The organism is Micromonospora sp. D93 (assembly GCF_018070365.1).
Classification (GTDB): domain Bacteria; phylum Actinomycetota; class Actinomycetes; order Mycobacteriales; family Micromonosporaceae; genus Micromonospora; species Micromonospora ureilytica.
The window spans coordinates 1-16,666 of the sequence record NZ_JAGPXW010000013.1; the positions used below are offsets into that span (position 1 = coordinate 1).

At 70.6% G+C, this 16,666-nt stretch carries 13 protein-coding genes; 8 read left to right on the forward strand and 5 right to left on the reverse strand.

Going from position 1 to position 16,666, the window contains the following annotated elements; genetic code table 11:
- Window positions 1–880: 880 nt before the first annotated feature.
- Window positions 881–1,264, reverse strand: a complete 384-nt coding sequence (locus KBX71_RS16620) for a WhiB family transcriptional regulator (RefSeq protein WP_124822179.1) — start codon at window positions 1,262–1,264, stop codon at window positions 881–883.
- 253 nt (window positions 1,265–1,517) lie between these two features.
- On the opposite strand from KBX71_RS16620, the gene KBX71_RS16625 reads away from it, so the two are divergent.
- On the forward strand, window positions 1,518–2,333 hold the full coding sequence (locus tag KBX71_RS16625; protein WP_210818938.1) for a response regulator transcription factor: 816 nt from the start codon (window positions 1,518–1,520) through the stop codon (window positions 2,331–2,333).
- A gap of 109 nt (window positions 2,334–2,442) precedes the next feature.
- On the opposite strand, the gene KBX71_RS16630 is transcribed toward KBX71_RS16625, so the two are convergent.
- Window positions 2,443–2,862 carry a DUF5319 domain-containing protein gene (locus tag KBX71_RS16630; RefSeq protein ID WP_196929526.1) on the reverse strand — a complete coding sequence of 140 codons (420 nt, stop codon included), beginning with the start codon at window positions 2,860–2,862 and terminating at the stop codon, window positions 2,443–2,445.
- A gap of 186 nt (window positions 2,863–3,048) precedes the next feature.
- Between KBX71_RS16630 and guaB the strand changes: the two genes are divergently transcribed.
- Window positions 3,049–4,611: an IMP dehydrogenase gene (gene guaB, locus KBX71_RS16635; RefSeq protein ID WP_210818939.1), complete on the forward strand. Its 1,563-nt coding sequence runs from the start codon at window positions 3,049–3,051 to the stop codon at window positions 4,609–4,611.
- Between the two features lie 30 nt (window positions 4,612–4,641).
- Window positions 4,642–5,760, forward strand: a complete 1,119-nt coding sequence (locus KBX71_RS16640) for a GuaB3 family IMP dehydrogenase-related protein (protein WP_124778268.1) — start codon at window positions 4,642–4,644, stop codon at window positions 5,758–5,760.
- A gap of 85 nt (window positions 5,761–5,845) precedes the next feature.
- Here the strand turns inward: KBX71_RS16640 and KBX71_RS16645 are convergent, their stop codons facing one another.
- Window positions 5,846–6,961, reverse strand: coding sequence for a sugar phosphate isomerase/epimerase (locus KBX71_RS16645; RefSeq protein ID WP_210818940.1), 1,116 nt, complete (start codon window positions 6,959–6,961; stop codon window positions 5,846–5,848).
- Between the two features lie 185 nt (window positions 6,962–7,146).
- On the opposite strand from KBX71_RS16645, the gene KBX71_RS16650 reads away from it, so the two are divergent.
- Window positions 7,147–8,553 carry a M1 family metallopeptidase gene (locus KBX71_RS16650; protein WP_210818941.1) on the forward strand — a complete coding sequence of 469 codons (1,407 nt, stop codon included), beginning with the start codon at window positions 7,147–7,149 and terminating at the stop codon, window positions 8,551–8,553.
- Window positions 8,554–8,663: 110 nt separating this feature from the next.
- Window positions 8,664–10,121 (forward strand): M1 family metallopeptidase, encoded by a 1,458-nt coding sequence (locus KBX71_RS16655; RefSeq protein WP_210818942.1) that lies wholly within the window; start codon window positions 8,664–8,666, stop codon window positions 10,119–10,121.
- Between the two features lie 7 nt (window positions 10,122–10,128).
- Here the strand turns inward: KBX71_RS16655 and KBX71_RS16660 are convergent, their stop codons facing one another.
- Window positions 10,129–11,247 (reverse strand): LCP family protein, encoded by a 1,119-nt coding sequence (locus tag KBX71_RS16660; protein ID WP_210818943.1) that lies wholly within the window; start codon window positions 11,245–11,247, stop codon window positions 10,129–10,131.
- A 145-nt stretch (window positions 11,248–11,392) separates the two neighbouring features.
- On the opposite strand from KBX71_RS16660, the gene KBX71_RS16665 reads away from it, so the two are divergent.
- Both KBX71_RS16665 and guaA read left to right on the forward strand, forming a co-directional pair.
- Window positions 11,393–13,090, forward strand: a complete 1,698-nt coding sequence (locus KBX71_RS16665; protein WP_210818944.1) for an FAD-dependent oxidoreductase — start codon at window positions 11,393–11,395, stop codon at window positions 13,088–13,090.
- Between the two features lie 143 nt (window positions 13,091–13,233).
- Complete coding sequence (gene guaA, locus KBX71_RS16670) at window positions 13,234–14,790, forward strand: glutamine-hydrolyzing GMP synthase (protein WP_210818945.1); 1,557 nt, start codon at window positions 13,234–13,236, stop codon at window positions 14,788–14,790.
- 7 nt (window positions 14,791–14,797) lie between these two features.
- Here the strand turns inward: guaA and KBX71_RS16675 are convergent, their stop codons facing one another.
- Entirely contained in the window at window positions 14,798–15,166 is a 369-nt protein-coding gene (locus KBX71_RS16675) for a PspC domain-containing protein (RefSeq protein WP_210818946.1), read from the reverse strand.
- A gap of 143 nt (window positions 15,167–15,309) precedes the next feature.
- Here KBX71_RS16675 and KBX71_RS16680 point away from each other — a divergent pair, with 143 nt between their 5' ends.
- Window positions 15,310–16,260 (forward strand): NUDIX hydrolase, encoded by a 951-nt coding sequence (locus KBX71_RS16680; RefSeq protein WP_124856350.1) that lies wholly within the window; start codon window positions 15,310–15,312, stop codon window positions 16,258–16,260.
- Window positions 16,261–16,666: the final 406 nt, after the last annotated feature.

Sequence of the window (16,666 nt, forward strand, 5' to 3'; positions counted from 1 at the left end):
GACCGGCAACGGACAGCATGCTCTTACGGAAGATCGTGTTCATGAGGGGTAGCTCCTTCGGGGGTAGGACACCCCAACCGCCAAAGGGGGGCGGCGGCAGGGTGTGAGCACCTCGTCCGGCGCTGCAACAAACAAGGGGAAAGTCTTTGGGGGGTGACGCCGAGTAGAGCGTCGGGTCGGCGGCCTACGGGCGGGGGGCTCGTGGCGCCGGGTCCAGGTGTAACGACCGGGGGCCGGGGGTCATTCCGGGGTTGGCCCATCCGTTGGCACCCGCATCGTGGCGGTGACGGCACCCGCATCGGGGCGGTGCCGGCGGCCGTTCGTGGGGACTGTAACGACCGGGGGCCTGGGGTCATTCCGGGGCGGCCCACCTGCCGGCACCCTCGTGGAGGCGGTGCCCGGTGGTCGTTCGTGGGGACTGTAACGACCGGGTGGAGGCTGGCATTCCCGACCTGCGCTACCAGCCCTGGGGGGCCGGGCGGCGGGTCGGTGGTGCTGCGATCGTCAGGGTATGTAACGACCCCGGACCGGCCATGATTCCGGCCCACGGGTGCGCCCGGTCACCGGTCAAAGACCGCATACCACGCAGATCCCTAAGCCCTGCATCAAGCCCGAACGCCGCAGACCGGACAAAACTCCCAGGGCGGCGTCTCTTGCCTCTCAGGCCGTGCAGTCGAGCTTGATCCACTCGACTGCACTGAAGTCGCGGTGTCCGGATGGGCGGGATGCCCCGACATCAAGGAACTCGTGTTGATCAAGACCGCGCGTGTGCGGTGGCGGGATGGGCCTGACGGCGCGAACCGCGCGAACCGCGCAGAGATGCGAAACCGCGCCACCGGAACGGGGGGGCGCGGTTTCGTGGATGTCGGGGACGGTCGGGTCAGGCGACGTTGCGTTGGGCTGGGACGGTCGACTTGTGCGGGCGGCCCAGGCGGGCCTCAAGTCGTGCGACGTCGACCCGGGCGTGGCGACGGTCTGCCAGGTCCTCCCAGCCGACGGCGAGCAGTCGTAGGCGCTCGGACTCGCTGAAGCCGCCCCACACGCCGTACGGCTCGCGTACCGACAGTGCGTGGGCGGCGCACTCGGCGCGAACCGGGCAGGTGCGGCAGACCGCCTTGGCGGCGGACTCGCGACGCAGCCGGGAGGAACCACGCTCACCGTCGGGGTGGAAGAACTGGGCGCTGTCGCGCCCTCGGCAGGCACCGAGTCGCTGCCAGTCCCAGAGGTCGACGATGGGTCCGGGCAGTCTACGTACGTTCGACATCAGCACCCCTCCTCCCGCGCGGCTCCGCGAGAATCTTTATGGCCGGCGTCCGGGCGGCGGGCCGCGCAGGCGCACCGTTCCCGGCCTGGATCTCCCGGTACCCGGGCTGTCGTCAACTCACACGTGTGTGATCGAAAACGTCCGGGAAATTGCGGCTTTTGCCCCATCTGTCGGAAAAGTTCGAAGGATTGCCGGGAACCCCCTCCCCAGCCGACCGCGTCATGGTCTGCTCGTTGGCGGAGAGGAGACCACAGTGCGTACCGTTCTTGTGTGCGTTCGGACACCACTCGCGGCCCAGCACCTTACTTCTGCTGCCGCGCGACTGGGGTTGTCCGCGATCGTTCGTACCGCCGTCTCTGATCCCGAGGTGATGCTGCGGCTCGCCGAGCGACCGGCCGACGTCGTCCTGGCCGACACGGCCCTCACCCGGCCGGACAGCGCCGGGTTCGTCCGCCGGGTGTTGGCGCGCGCGCCGCAGGCGGCGGTGCTGCTGCTCGGCACCGAGGAGTCAGAGGCCGCGGCGGCCACCATCAGCGCCGGTGCCCGGGGGCTCATCCAGAATGTCGACCATGACCTGACCAGCGCGGTGGCGAAGGCTTTGCTGCTGCTCACCGCACCTGGCCGAGCCTCCCGGCAGCGGATCACCGATCCGGCCCGCGACGCTGCGGCGGTGGGTGGTTCCGGTCGCTCCGGTCCGTCGCCGCGTGGCTCCGGTGAGCCCGGCTGGGCGGCCACGGCCGCCGACGGGCCGGCTGGTGTGGCGTCAGTCCCGGTGCAGCGGGGCGACGACGAGGCGGAGGCGGGGACCGGCGAGCCGGCGGCGCAGACCGACCCGGGCCGTCCCGCCCCGAACACCCGACCCAGTCGGGCGTCGATCGGCCTCACCGAGCGTGAGCTTCAGGTGCTGCTCGGCATGGCCGAGGGTAAGAGCAACGCGGAGATCGGCCGGGAGCTGTTCGTCTCGGAGGACACCGTCAAGACGCACGCCCGCCGGTTGTTCCGCAAGCTTGGCGCCCGGGACCGGGCGCACGCGGTGGCGGCGGGCTTCCGCGCTGGCCTGGTCGCCTGACGTACGCGCCGCGCGGCCGCAGGGCAAGCCGCGCGGCAACCCGAGTACGCCGCGAGGCAGCGGGGCATGCCGATGCCGTGCAGCAGCCCGGGTACGCCGGGGGGCGACGTCAATTGGTGGCGGTCGGGGCGCCCGGCTCGTCCTCGGTGCCCTCGGACAGGGTGTCGTGCACCCCGTCGGCGTACCCCCGGGCGTAGTCCCAGGTCACGTAGTGGTCCGGGTCGGGGTCGTAGGCGGGCTCGTGCACGCGGGGGCGACCGGAGTTGAGCAGGTGCCGCAGGTTGCCGCGGAGCAGGTCCCAGTCGAAGTAGTGCGGCTCGCGGCAGTCCTCGCATTCGATCACCAGCCCGCGGACCCCGATCGGGGCCAGCAGAGCCTGGTAGATCTCCAGGTCGGCGAGGTCTTCCAGCACGTCCTGCCGTTCGACGTCGGTCAGCGGATCCGGCGTCGCGTCATCGCCCGGGTCATCCAGACCCGCGGTCGGATCGGCCGGGTCGCCATTGAACGGGTCGATGGGCTCGTCGTGCACCCCCTCACCGTAGACCCAACGCGGCGGGAACGTCCGCCCCCCGGCCTCGGCGCCCGCCCGGCCCGCCACGGACGGGTCGCCCAGCTCACTGGGTACGATGAGGCGATGTGCCGGCACCGTGGCGCGCTCCGGTGCCCGCCCGCGCCACCTCGCTGAAGCCCATTCGAGCAGCTCAGGGGAGCAATCGTGGAAAATTCGCCCAGCACCGATCTTCCGGCTGGCGTCGAGCACGCCGATCTGGGCGGCCACCTGCCCGAGCTGCCGGCCGGCTCCGCCCGGGTGGTTCCGCTCGGCCTCACTTTCGACGATGTGCTGCTTCAGCCGGGCGAGTCGGACGTGGTGCCCAGCCGGGTCAACACCCGGACGAAGCTCACCCGCAACATCGAGTTGTCCATTCCGCTGCTGTCCAGCGCGATGGACACGGTGACCGAGGCCCGGATGGCGATCGCCATGGCCCGCCAGGGTGGCATCGGCGTGTTGCACCGCAACCTCTCCCTGGAGGACCAGGCGCTCCAGGTCGACCTGGTCAAGCGTTCCGAGTCCGGCATGATCACCAACCCGGTGACGGCCAGCCCGGACGACACGCTGCGCGAGGTCGACGAGCTGTGCGGGCGTTACCGCATCTCCGGGGTTCCGGTGGTGGACGGCGACGGCCAGTTGGTCGGCATCGTCACCAACCGGGACATGCGTTTCGTCTCCGAGCCGAACACTCCGGTCCGCGAGATCATGACTCACACTCCGCTGGTCACCGCCCGGGTCGGGGTGAGCAAGGACGACGCCCTGGCGCTGTTGCGTCAGCACAAGGTCGAGAAGCTGCCGATCGTCGACGACTTGGGCCGGCTGCGTGGCCTGATCACGGTCAAGGACTTCACCAAGAGCGAGCAGTACCCGGACGCCAGCAAGGACGACGCCGGTCGCCTGCGGGTCGCCGCCGCCATCGGTGTGGGTGAGGACGCCTACAAGCGGGCCCGTGCCCTTGTCGACGCGGGCGTCGACGTGTTGATCGTGGACACCGCGCACGGTCACCAGCGGGCCGTGCTGGACATGGTCCGCCGGCTCAAGGCCGACGTGGCGGTCGACATCATGGGCGGCAACGTGGCCACGTACGCCGGCGCGAAGGCGCTTGTCGACGCCGGCGCCGACGGCGTCAAGGTGGGCGTGGGGCCGGGCGCGATCTGCACCACGCGGATCGTCGCCGGGGTCGGCGTTCCGCAGGTGACCGCGATCATGGAGGCGGCCCGGGCCGCCCGCCCGGCCGGCGTGCCGGTGATCGGCGACGGCGGCATTCAATATTCCGGCGACATCGCCAAGGCCCTGGTGGCCGGCGCCGACACGGTGATGCTCGGCAGCCTGTTGGCCGGCTGCGAGGAGAGCCCCGGCGAGCTGATCTTCGTCAACGGCAAGCAGTTCAAGACGTACCGCGGGATGGGGTCGCTCGGCGCGATGCAGTCCCGGGGCCAGGCCAAGTCGTACAGCAAGGACCGCTACTTCCAGCAGGACGTGCTCAGCGACGACAAGCTGGTCCCCGAGGGCGTGGAGGGCCAGGTGCCCTACCGGGGGCCGCTCTCCCGGGTGGCCCACCAGCTGGTCGGCGGTCTGCGACTGGCCATGGGGTACGCCGGTGCGGAGAACATCCCCGATCTGCACCGCCGGGGCCAGCTCATCCGGATCACCGCGGCTGGCCTGAAGGAGAGCCACCCGCACGACATCCAGATGACCGTCGAGGCGCCCAACTACCACACCCGCTGACCCATCACCCCCAACCACCTGGAGTCCCCCATGCGTGACGTGGTCGAGATCGGGCTGGGCAAGACCGCGCAGCGCGGCTACCACCTGGACGACATCGCCATCGTGCCGAGCCGCCGCACCAGGGACGTCGACGACGTCTCGACGTCCTGGCAGCTCGACGCGTACCCGTTCGGCATTCCGTGCGTCGGTCACCCCTCCGACGCCACCATGAGCCCGTCCTCGGCCGTGCGCCTCGGTCAGCTCGGTGGCCTCGGCGTGCTCAACGTCGAGGGGCTCTGGACCCGCTACGAGAACCCGACGAAGGTGCTGGACGAGCTGGCCGGCCTCGACGAGGAGGCCCGCGCCACCAAGCGGCTCCAGGAGGTGTACGCCGAGCCGATCCGCCCGGACCTGATCGCGGAGCGGGTCCGCGAGCTGCGCGCTGGTGGCGGCACGGTGGCGGTGCGGGTCTCCCCGCAGCACACCCTGGCGCTGGCGCCGGTGATCCTGGACGCCGGGGTGGACATCCTGGTGATCCAGGGCACCATCGTGTCGGCCGAGCACGTGTCGACCACCGACGAGCCGCTGAACCTCAAGGAGTTCATCGCCGACCTTGACCTGCCGGTGATCGTCGGTGGCTGCACGGACTACAAGACGGCGCTGCACCTGATGCGTACCGGCGCGGCGGGTGTGATCGTGGGCATCGGTGGCGACGAGTGGTCGACCACCGAGTCGGTGTTGGGCATCCGGGTGCCGATGGCCACCGCGATCGCCGACGCCGCGGCGGCCCGCCGTGACTATCTGGATGAGACCGGCGGCCGGTACGTGCACCTGATCGCCGACGGTGACATCCAGACCTCGGGCGACATCGCCAAGGCGCTCGGCTGCGGCGCGGACGCGGTGATGCTCGGTGAGCCGCTGTCGCTCTGCGACGAGGCCCCCGCCGGTGGTGCCTGGTGGCACTCGGCGGCGAGCCACCCGTCGCTGCCGCGGGGCGCCTTCGAGGTTTCCGGCGAGCCGCTCGGGTCGATGGAGCAGTTGCTCTTCGGGCCGGCGGACGAGGCCGACGGTCAGCTCAACCTGTTCGGCGGGCTGCGTCGGGCGATGGCCAAGTGCGGTTACCGCGACCTGAAGGAGTTCCAGAAGGTCGGTCTGGTCCTCGACCGCTGACCGATCCGTCAGACGCCGGAAGGCCGGCCCCGCAGCAGTCGGGGCCGGCCTTCGTCGCGTTCGACCGGAGTCACTCAGCCGGGAGTCACTTCTCCACGTAGATGGTCAGGTCGGACATGTTCTGGTAGCTGGTCGCCGCGAAGTCGAGCGACTGGCTCTTGTTGTCCGTGCCGCCGGGGGCGGTGTCCATCTCCCAGTTGGCGTGGTGGAAGTTCCGTTCGCCGATGGTCTGGAAGAACTGCTGGAAGTTGAGGTCGCCGTCGCCCAGCGGGGTCATCTGGTACCCGTTGGGGACGCTGGTGTCCCGGTCGCCGTCCTTGGCGTGGAAGAGCGGGAACCGGGTGGTCCGGTCGGCCACGGTGAGGATCGGGTCGAACAGGTCGGTCACCTCCTGCCCGGCCGGGTTGACGTACTTCTGGTGCTTGTAGCGGGCCACGTAGGCCCAGTAGATGTCCAGCTCGAAGAAGACGTACCGCGGGTCGGTGATCTCGAAGAAGTATTCGAGTCGGCGGATACCGGAGGAGCGGGTCTGCCGGCCCTGCGCGTCGCGCGGCCCCCGGTCGATGAGGAAGCTGTACGCGGTGTCGTGGTTGTGCGTGTAGAGCCGCATGCCCCGGGCCTTGGCCTGGCGGCCCAGCTCGTTCCAGATGTCGGCGGCGGCGTCCCACTCGGCCTTGTAGGCGCTGCTGGTCGGGTCGCTGCCGGTGCCGATGTTCTTCATGCCGAGTTCCTCGGCGATGTCCAGTTGTTGCTGGAAGGTGGCCGGTTGGATCGTGGCGTGGGTGCCGTTGGCCACCAGGCCGTTGTCGTCGAGGATCTTGCGGATCTCGGCGGGGGTGATCTGCCGGCCCAGGATCTCGGTGCTCTGGGTGTAACCGGCGAACTCGATTTCCTTGTAGCCGATTTCGGCGAGTCGGGCGAGGACGCGCTCGAAGCCGTACGGCACTCCGCTGTCGTCGGGGGCGGCGGTGATCCGGTCGCGGACGCTGTAGAGGATGATGCCGCGGTTTCTGGCCGGGATCAGCGGCTCGACCCGCAGTTTGCTCGCGTTGCCGGGGTTGGCGAGCGCGGGGGTGCCGGTGGCGAGGACGGGTAGGCCGGCCGCGCCGATCGCGGCGGCGGCCCCGGCGGAGGCGGCGAGCAGGGATCGGCGGCTGAGCCGCCCGGTGGGGGTGGCGTCGGGGGCGGTGTGGTCTGGCATGGTTCCACCTTTCGCGACGGTGGTCGGAGACAGACACTAACGTCGGTCTAAGTCGAAAGAAAGGTTCGATCGACGTCAGCTTTTGTTGGATTCGACGAAAGTCACTGATGATCGTCGATACCCAGCCACACGGCCGTCGCTGCTGACTACGCTCGTCCTGAGCGAACGCCGCAGGAGGGGTGTGCATGGTCCTGACCGGACGGAGACTGCGTGTCGCCGCCGCGCTGACCTGCGTGATCGGGCTGGTCGCTACCGGTTGCACGGGCGACGACCGCGACGGTTTCCGGCCCGGCGCCGCCGATGCCGGCGACCCCTACGTGCCGGGGCACGGCAACGGGGGTTACGACGTCACGCACTACGGCCTCGACGTCCGCTACGACCCGTCGACCGACCGGCTGACCGGTCGGGCCGTCATCACGGCCACCGCCACCCAGGACCTGTCCCGGTTCAATCTGGACCTTTCCGGCCTGGACGTCAGCGCTGTCACGGTGGGCGACGCGGCAGCCGACCACCGGCGCGGCGACGGCGAGTTGGTGGTGACGCCCCGCGACGGCCTGCCGCGCGGTCGGCAGTTCACAGTGACTGTCGACTACGCGGGCATACCCGCTGCCGTCGACGACGGGGCGTTGGGCAGCGGCGGTTTCCTGCACACCGCCGACGGCGCGGTGGCGCTCGGTCAACCCGACTCGGCGGCCACCTGGTTCCCGGTCAACGACCACCCGTCGGACAAGGCCACCTACGACCTGGCGGTGACCGTCCCGGACGGCCTGGCCGCGCTGGGAAACGGCGTACCCGGGCCGAAGAGCAGCGCCGACGGCTGGACCACCTGGCGCTGGTCGGAGCGCGCCCCGATGGCCAGCTACCTGAGCACGCTGGTGATCGGCGACTACCGGGTGGTGACCGGCACGCACGCCGGCCGGCCGATGGTCACGGCGGTCGCCGCGAGCCTGCCGGCGACCGGCGGCGCGGCCACCTCGCTGGCCCGCACCGGCGCGATCGTCGACTTCCTGGCCAGCCGCTTCGGGCCGTACCCGTTCGACTCGTACGGGGGGATCGTGATCGCCGACGACCGGATCGGGTACGCGCTGGAGACCCAGTCCCGACCGGTCTACGGGCCCGCCTTCTTCGCCGACGACCGGCCGAACCCGAGCGTCGTCGCACACGAACTGGCGCACCAGTGGTTCGGCGACAGTGTGTCGTTGACCAGGTGGGGTGACATCTGGCTCAACGAGGGCTTCGCCAGCTACGCCGAGTGGCTGTGGGAGGAGCACGACGGCGGCCGGACCGCCCAACGCAACTTCGAGATCCAGTACGCGAGGACCGACTGGACACAGCCGTCGGTCGAGCCGGGCCGGGAGCAGATGTTCGGCTCGGCCGTCTACAAGCGCGGGGCGCTCGCCGTACACGCGTTGCGCCGGACCGTCGGTGACGACCTCTTCTTCCGTATCCTGCGCACCTGGACCACCGAGCGGGCGGGGGGCAACGCGACCACAGCGGACCTCGTCGCGCTGGCCGAGCGGGTCGCGCAGCGGCAACTGCGTCCGCTCTTCGACGCCTGGTTGGTGGGTGGATCGGCCCCCACACTGCCGTGACCCGGCCCCGTCGCCCGGTCGATATGCTGCCGCCTGCGAACGGCGGGTAGGCGCCCGTTCGCGCGGGACGGCGGAGGCCGTGACCGGCCACCGTGCGGAAAGGGTGTGGGATGCGGGGGACGCGGCACAGACTGCGAATGGGTGCCGGCCTGCTGGTGACCGGTGCGCTCGCACTGTCCGGATGCGACTCGGCGGGCCCGGAGACGGCCTCACCACCGAGCACGTCTCCCACGCCGGCTCGGACGTTCACCGCGGGCGCCGACGGGGTCGGCGACGCCTACTTCCCGACCTACGGCAACGGCGGCTACGACGTCGCGCGGTACGCCGTGAAGGTGCGCTACGACCCGGCCAAGGACCAGTTGACGGGTACGACCACAGTGCGGGCCACCGCGACGGCCGACCTGTCGACGTTCAACCTCGACCTGGCCGGCCTGACCGTCAGCGCGGTCACCGTGGACGGCGCGCCGGCGACCCACAGCCGCAAGCGGAACGAGCTGGTGATCAAGCCGACCTCCGGCCTGATCAACGGCAACGGGTTCGTCGCCGAGATCACCTACGCCGGTAAGCCGAAGCCGCTGAAGAACGAGACGCTCGGTGACGGTGGCTTCCTGCACACCTCCGACGGTGCCATCGCGCTGGGTCAGCCCGAGTCGGCCAGCACCTGGTTCCCGGTCAACGACCACCCGTCGGACAAGGCGGCCTACGACTTCGAGGTCACCGTTCCGGACGGCCTGACCGCGATCAGCAACGGCGTTCCCGGCGGCAGGACCAGCTCGGGCGGTTGGACCACCTGGAAGTGGTCGGAGAAGTCGCCGATGGCCAGCTATCTGAGCACGCTGGTGATCGGCAAGTTCCGGATCACCACCGGCGAGCACAAGGGCCGCCCGGTCTACAACGCGGTCACCACCACCGAGGCCAAGGGGAGCGCTGACGCGTCCATCGCGCAGACCGTCGCGGTGGCCGACTACCTGGAGAGCGTGTTCGGGCCGTACCCGTTCGACGCGTACGGCGGGGTGGTGATCTCCGACAGCCGGATCTCCTACGCCCTGGAGACGCAGAGCCGACCGGTCTACGCGGCGAGTTTCTTCCGGCAGGGCGAGAACACCGAGGTCGTCGCCCACGAACTGGCCCACCAGTGGTTCGGCGACAGCGTCGCGTTGGCCAAGTGGGAGGACATCTGGCTCAACGAGGGCTTCGCGACATACGCGGAGTGGCTCTGGGCCGAGCACACCAGGGCGTACACCGCCAAGGAGGCGTTCGACAGGCGGTACGCCGAGATGTCCGCGCAGGTGTGGAGGACGCCGCCGGGCAAGCCGGGCGTGGAGAAGCTGTTCAGCGAGTCGGTCTACCAGCGCGGCGGCATGACCCTGCACGCCCTGCGGGTGGCCGTCGGTGACAAGGCGTTCTTCGAGATCGTCAAGACCTGGGCGGCGGAGAAGCGCGACGGCACGGCCACCACTGCCGAGTTCGTGGCTCTGGCCGAGCGGATCTCCGGCAAGCAGCTCGACGCGCTCTTCGACGCCTGGCTCTACGACACCAAGAAGCCCGCCCTGCCCAAGCGGCTCTGAGTGGCTGTCAGTTCTTGACGACCAGGCCGGGGTGGGCGGCCAGGTACGCGTCGGCGCGGCCGGCCCGGAGTTCGGTGAGGAACTTGCGGCCCTCCGTGGTCAGCTGTTCGCCCCGGTAGGCGCTGCCCTTGCCGACACCGGAACCGGGTAGCCCGACCAGCGTGAAACGGTTCTCCGGCAATCCACTCAGGGCGTACGCGATGTCGACGATCTTCCGCCCGCCCACATAGACAAGCGTGTCGCCCAGCGCGGAGACCACCTGGTCGACGCGCTCCGGCTGCCGGGCCAGGCCCTCGTCCAGGATCTTGCGGGTCATCGCCCGGATCAGCTGCTGTTGGTGACGCTGCCGCGCGTAGTCCCCGCCGGTGATGTAGCGCTGCCGCGCGTAGTCCAGCGCCTGCCAGCCGTTGAGGTGCCGCTCACCCTTCTCGTAGACCTGCTGCGGCCCCTTGTACCCGCCCGGCGCGCTCTCCCGGTATTTGCCGTCCGGTCGGCGGTGCAGCGACTCGACCCGCTGGTCGACGTAGATGTCCACCCCGCCCAGGGTGTCCACCAGCCGGTCGAACCCGTTGAACGTGAGCACCGCGCCGGCGTCGATGCGCAGCCCGGTGTAACCGCTGACCGTGCTGCGCAGCAGCTCGTACCCCTGGGCTGTGCTTGGTTGTTTGGGTTTGCCCGGCACCCGGCTGCCGAAGCTCATCGCGTGCGTGAGCTTGGTCTTGCCGCCCTTGTAGCCGGCCTTCGGGAACGCCGGGATGTCCACCAGCAGGTCGCGGGGGAGCGAGAAGAGGTACGCCCGATCCAACCCCTTGGGTACGTGCAGCACCAGCACGGCGTCCGAGTGCGGTTCCCACCCGGGCACGCTGACCCGGGTGTCCACACCGACCAGCAGCAGGTTGAGCGGGCCGGTGATGTCCGCGCCCGGTGGTGGACCGCTGGGGCTCGGGGTCGGCGTGCCGACCGGCGACGGGGTCGGTGAGCCGCCCACCGGAGTGCCGCCCGGCTTGTTGTCGCCGGTCAGTCGGGTGATCACCACCGCGCCGGCCGCGATCAGCGCGACGACGGCGAGAGCCGCCAATCCCAGCAGCAGCCACCGTCGGCGCGGTGCCATCGACCCGAGAACCATCTTGGATTCCTTCCACCCGTCTGGTGAACAACGCTCCGACGGGTGCTCCGGGTTGCGGCCGAGAGGCGCCGGGTCGGTCGGCCGGAGCATGATCGCGCGAAAAGTGCCGCTGGCGCGAGCGCTACTCGCGAGTAATGATGCGTCCATGCGGTACGACGTGGTCGTCATCGGGTCCGGCTTCGGTGGCAGCGTGACCGCGCTCCGACTGGCCGAGAAGGGTTACTCGGTCGCGGTGCTGGAAGCCGGCCGACGCTTCGCCGACGACGAGTTCCCGCAGACGTCCTGGCGGGCCCGCCGGTTCCTCTGGGCGCCGAAGCTGGGCTGCTACGGCATCCAACGGCTCACGCTGCTCCGCCCGGCCGACAGACGGTCCGGCGGCGGAGTGCTGGTGCTCTCCGGCGCCGGGGTGGGCGGCGGTTCACTTGTCTACGCGAACACCCTCTACGAACCGCTGCCGGCCTTCTATGACGACCCGCAGTGGCGCGACATCACCGACTGGCGCGACGAGTTGGCCGCCCACTACGACCAGGCGAAACGGATGCTCGGCGTCACCACGTACCCGGTTCACACCGGCGCGGACCGGGCCATGCGCGCCGTGGCCGAGCGGATGGGGGTCGGACACACCTTCCACGCCACCCCGGTGGGTGTGCACATCGGCCGGCCCGGCCAGCGGGTCGCCGACCCGTACTTCGGTGGCGCCGGCCCGGAACGCACCGGCTGCCTGCACTGCGGCTCGTGCATGACCGGCTGCCGGCACGGGGCGAAGAACACGCTTGTCAAGAACTATCTCTGGCTCGCGGAACGGCTCGGGGTCACGGTCCGTCCGTTGACCACTGTGACCGCCGTCCGGCCCGCCGAGGGCGGCGGGTACGAGGTGCACACCGAACGCACCGGCGCCTGGTTGCGCAAGGGTCGGCAGGTCATCCACGCCGACCAGGTGGTCTTCGCCGCCGGGGCGCTCGGCACCCAGCGGCTGCTGCACGCGATGCGGGCCGACGCGTCGCTACCCGGGCTCTCGTCCCGCCTCGGCGAGCTGACCCGGACCAACTCGGAGGCGATCCTCGGCGCCTCGGTGTCACGCCAACGGGCCCGGTCCGAGCGGTTGGACTACACCGAGGGGGTGGCCATCACCAGTTCGTTCCACCCCGACCCGCAGACGCACATCGAGCCGGTCCGCTACGGGCGGGGCTCCAACGCGATGGGGCTGCTCCAGTCGCTGCTTGTCGACGGCGGCCCGCACCGGGTACGCCGCTGGCTGGGCAGCATCGTGCGGCAGCCCGGTTTGGCCGCGCGGATGCTGTCGGTGCGCGGCTGGTCGGAGCGGACGGTGATCGCCCTGGTCATGCAGTCAGTGGACAACTCGCTGACCACCCGCTGGCGGCGTGGCCCGCTCGGTAGCGGGTTGGTCACCGGCCCGGGCCACGGCACGCCCAGCCCCACCTGGATCCCGGCCGGCAACACCGCCGTCCGACTGCTCGCCGACGAGATCGGCGGCACTCCCGGCGGTTCGCTGACCGAACCCTTCGACATTCCGGTGACCGCGCACATCCTGGGCGGGGCCGTCATCGGGGCCACCCCGGCCGACGGGGTGATCGACCCCTGGCACCGGGTGTACGGGCACGCCGGGCTGCACGTGGTCGACGGCGCGGCCGTCTCTGCCAACCTGGGCGTGAACCCGTCCCTGACGATCACCGCCCAGGCGGAACGAGCGATGTCCTTCTGGCCCAACAAGGGCGAGCAGGACCCCCGCCCACCCCTGAACTCCCCGTATCGCCGCCTGCCCGCCGTACCCCCGAAAAACCCGGCGGTCCCGGCAGGCGCCCCCGGCGCGCTGCGACCCTGACCCCCGGCGATCTTGCAGTTTCGGTCGTCGTTCTGTGACTTTTGCGTCTCTTGTCGGGACAGAAAGTGCGAGATCGCGGGGAGAGTGGATTGCCGGCGAGCCGGTGCCGGGAGTGGCCGTGACTGTCGGTAGGCTTCGTGCACATGAGCCTGCCTCGCCCCGTCCTCGTGGTGGACTTCGGAGCCCAGTACGCCCAGCTCATCGCCCGCCGGGTCCGTGAGGCGAAGGTCTACTCCGAGATCGTGCCGCACTCGATGCCGATCGCCGAGATGCTGGCGAAGAACCCCGCCGCGATCATCCTCTCCGGTGGCCCGGCCAGCGTCTACGCGCCGAACGCGCCGCAGATCGACGCGGGCGTGTTCAGCGCCGACGTGCCGGTCTTCGGCATCTGCTACGGCTTCCAGGCGATGGCCCAGGCGCTCGGCGGCACTGTCACGAGGACCGGCAACCGGGAGTACGGCGGCACCCCGCTGCGCCCCCGCCTCCTCGACCCCGGTGTGCTGCTGCGGGACCTGCCGGCGGACCTGCCGGTCTGGATGAGCCACGGCGACTGCGTCACCGAGGCGCCCGAGGGCTTCACGGTCACCGCCGAGTCGGCGGGCGCGCCGGTCGCCGCATTCGAGGACCTGGCCGGTCGTCGTGCCGGCGTGCAGTTCCACCCGGAGGTGGGGCACACCGCGCACGGCCAGGAGATGTTGACCCGCTTCCTCTACGACATCGCCGGCATCAAACCGACCTGGACGCCCGAGAACATCATCGACGAGCAGGTCGCCCGGATCCGCGCCCAGATCGGCGACAAGGAGGTCATCTGCGGCCTGTCCGGCGGGGTGGACTCGGCGGTCGCCGCGGCGCTCGTGCACAAGGCGGTCGGTGACCAGCTCACCTGCGTCTTCGTCGATCACGGCCTGCTGCGTGCCGGCGAGGCCGAGCAGGTGGAGAAGGACTACGTCAGCGCCACAGGCATCAAGCTGAAGGTGGTCGACGCCACCGACCGGTTCCTCGGCGCGCTCGCCGGGGTGACCGACCCCGAGCAGAAGCGCAAGATCATTGGTCGGGAGTTCATCCGGGTCTTCGAGGCCGCGGCCCGCGAGATCGCCGCACACGGCGACGTCGAGTTCCTCGTCCAGGGCACCCTCTACCCCGATGTGGTGGAGTCCGGCGGCGGCACCGGCACCGCCAACATCAAGAGCCACCACAACGTCGGCGGCCTCCCGGAGGACCTGAAGTTCGCGCTGGTCGAGCCGCTGCGCACCCTGTTCAAGGACGAGGTTCGGACGCTCGGCCTCCAACTGGGCCTGCCCGAGGCGATGGTCTGGCGGCACCCGTTCCCCGGCCCCGGCCTCGCCATCCGGATCATCGGCGCGGTCGACCAGGAACGCCTCGACCTGCTCCGCCAGGCCGACCTGATCGCCCGCGAGGAGCTGACCGCCGCCGGCCTCGACCGGGGCGTGTGGCAGTTCCCGGTGGTGCTCCTCGCCGACGTACGCAGCGTCGGTGTGCAGGGAGACGGGCGCAGCTACGGGCACCCCGTGGTGCTGCGCCCGGTCTCCAGCGAGGACGCGATGACCGCCGACTGGTCCCGGCTGCCCTACGACGTGGTAGCCCGGATCTCCACCCGGATCACCAACGAGGTCGCCGAGGTCAACCGCGTGGTCCTGGACGTCACCAGCAAGCCGCCGGGCACCATCGAGTGGGAGTGAGCGTCGCTCACGCGGCCGGCGGCATGCTGGGCGGGGTCGTCGGCGGGTAGGGCGGCGTCGGGGCGTACCCCTGCGGTGGCCCACCGGAGGCGGGCCCGGCGGTGGGCGGCGGGCCGTTCTGCGGCGCGACGCCCGCGGCGTGCGGCCAGGCCGGCGCGCCGGTCGGCTCCTCCGGCATCAGGAACCACATGATCGGGTACGCGAACAGCGCGAGCCCGCCGGTGAGCAGGCCAGTGACCGCGAAAATCACCCGGACCAGTGTGGGATCGACGGCGAAGTAGCGGCCGACGCCGCTGGCGACCCCGGCGACCATGCGGTCGGTGGTGGGTCGCCGAAGCTGCTTGTACGGGGCGCGGGGAGCGGTGGTCGATGTCATACCCCCACGGTCCGCGCCCGCGCCCGGCCCGCCCTCGGTGACCGCCCGGATCATTACCCTGACCAATCCCTGACCGGGACCGGATAGTCAGGAATCCGACTCTTTTCCGTCCCGGTAACCCGGCGCGGGGAGAATTTGCTCCCGTGACCACCTTGCTGAAGCCGCTCCGCAGGATCGCGGCATACGCAGTTTGTGCTGATTCAAGCGGCCGAGTCTTGCTGGTCCGCGCATCGGAGCGCTCCGGCACCCCCGGCACGTGGTCGCTGCCCGGCGGGGCGGTCGACCACGGCGAGGACCCCAACCACACGGTCGTTCGCGAGACCGCCGCCGAAACCGGCCTCTCGGTCGCCGTCTCCGGCCTGGCCGACGTGCTCGCCGACATGCGCGCACTCCCCGACCGCGGCATCACCATCCACACCGACCGGCTGATCTACCGGGTGGCCGTACGCGGCGGCACCCTCGCCGACCGGGTCGGCGAACGCCCCACCGACCTCGCCCGGTGGTACACCCTCGACGAGGCGCGCGAGCTGCCGCTGCGCTCGTTCACCGCACGCGCCCTCGGGCTGCCCGCCTCCTCGGCCGACGTGGTGCCCGACGAGGCACCCGAATTCCCCTCCTTCTACGCCGTGCCCGGCCCCGACGGGCTGCACCGAGCCCAGCGCTTCGCCGCATACGCGGTCTGCACCGACCCCGCCGGCCGAGTGCTGCTCACCCGCATATCCGACGGGTACCCGGGCGCCGGCTGCTGGCACCTGCCCGGCGGCGGCACCGACTACGGCGAGCAGCCCGGCGCGGCACTCATCCGAGAACTGATCGAGGAGACCGGGCAGGCCGGCCGCCTCGTCGAACTGCTCGGAGTCGCCAGCCACCGCGACGCCGCCTCACTCGGCCCCGAGGGCTACCCGATCGACTGGCACGGCGTACGCGCCTTCTACCGAGTCGTCGTCGACCAGCCCAACCCCCTGACCGTCGCCGACGTCGGCGGCTCCACCTGCGAGGCCCGCTGGTTCGGCCGCGAGGAGCTGGGCGCCCTCCCCACCGACCGCCTCACCGAGGTGACCGCCGAAGCAGTCCAAGCAGCCCAACTCACCTGACCCCGACCGGTTCGCGAGGAGCCGGCAGCCCACCGCGCGCCCTTCGCCGCGGGTCTCGCGCCGCGGGTCTCGCGCCAAGATCGTGCTCGAACCAGGATGTCAACACCGTTGCGTTAGGCGGAGTGGCTGTTCGTCAACCCCGCGCTGTTCCGTCGATCATGGACTTGTGGTGGGTGGCAAAGTGCCCGGATCGAGCCAAACCAGGCACCGTAACTCCATGATCGACGAGGGTGGGGTGCCCCTCTTCCGCGATCTTGCGTTTACTGTCGCGACACAAGAGGGCATTCGGCGCATATCGGCGACCGAAACTGCAAGATCGGCGCGGGCGGGGCCTTTCTGGAGTGGGGGACCTGTGCTCACCGCGCCCTTGCACCCAGCAACCGCTCGCTAACGCAATGGTGTTGAC